Raw genomic sequence first — 1,194 nt, 5'->3', positions numbered from 1 at the left:
TTCCCGGCGGCCGATCATGCACAACTGGGCCTCGCGCAAGGCGTCGGCCGGTGCCAGCCCCTGTCCCCGCACGAAGTGGTGGAACAGGAACATCAGCACGGAGGTCGCCGCGTCCGGCACGCTCCACGTCGCGCTCACCACCGAACGGACCCGCCCGGCCAGCAGCGTGGTGCTCAGACTGAACGCCTCGTCGTGTCCCCGCCCGGACCGCCCGGTGCTGCACGCGGCCAGCACGGCGAGCGCGATGTCCCGCCCGGACCCCTGCACCAGGACGTCCAGCACCCGCTCGGCGGCCAGATGCTCCCCCTGGTGCAGCAACAGGTAAGAACTGTCGCCGGGTTGCGTGCTCTCCTCGACGATGCCGTGGCACGCCAGATGCACCACGGGACCGCCGTCCGGATCGGCGAACCAGCGCAGCACCTCCTCGCCGGTCCCGCTCCCGTGGGTCCCGGGACCGCCGTCGGGCATCCGCCCCACATAGCGCGCCCGCGGATAGAAGCAGTCGCTGACCGCCAGGGCCTCCAGCCGCGCCGCCGGCAGCTCCCGGGCGGCGCCCGCCGTGTCGGGGTCGCCGACCACCAGCCCGCCGTCGGTCAGCGGAACGGGACCGAGCCGGGCCGTCTCGCACAGCAGCCGCGCGGACGGAGCGTACGAGAACACCGCGCGCTCCATCGCGTACCGCCACGTGCCGTCCGCCCCACGGGTCCGCGCCGCGTGCCACGGCACCCGGGCCAGCTCCCGTACCGGGATGAGGACCAGGCGGGCCGGCCGGTCGCGGGGCAGTTCCAGCCGGCTGTCGTCGAGGAGGGGGCCGATCGCCGCGTCCCAGGCCCACTCGCAGATGCCCTCCAGCACCCGCGGCACCTTGATCCGGGCGTCCCGCGAGGCGGTGTCGCGGTCGGCCGCGTCGCGTGCCGCCATGCCCGGGGCCGCGTCGGTGAGGAAGCCGTCGAGGGCGGCGGCCCCGGACTTGTTCAGCAGGGGCAGCCGCAGCCAGAGCGCGGGCGCACCGGCGGGGACGACGACCGCCGCCCCGTCGACATCGTCGCCCGGCATCAGGTAGACGAGCGCGTCGGCCCCGAGCGCCCGCAACGCCGCCCGCCGCTCGTGGGCGTCGGGCGGGTCGAGCAGCCGCGAGGTGCCTTCGCCGGGGCCGGCCGCGGGCGTACCGTCGTCCCGCAGGGGCACACCGGC

Annotated in this window: 1 protein-coding gene; it reads right to left on the bottom strand. The window is 76.0% G+C overall.

Annotated features, from left to right (window positions below):
* Positions 1-1,194: CHAT domain-containing protein (locus GTW67_RS18425; RefSeq protein WP_161165922.1), on the bottom strand; the 1,194-nt coding region annotated here is incomplete at both ends.

It is taken from the genome of Streptomyces sp. SID5910, from assembly GCF_009862125.1.
In the GTDB taxonomy this organism is placed as follows: Bacteria; Actinomycetota; Actinomycetes; order Streptomycetales; family Streptomycetaceae; genus Streptomyces.
The sequence above is the reverse complement of the archived record's forward strand: the minus strand, read 5'-3'. Positions and strand labels throughout refer to the sequence as shown.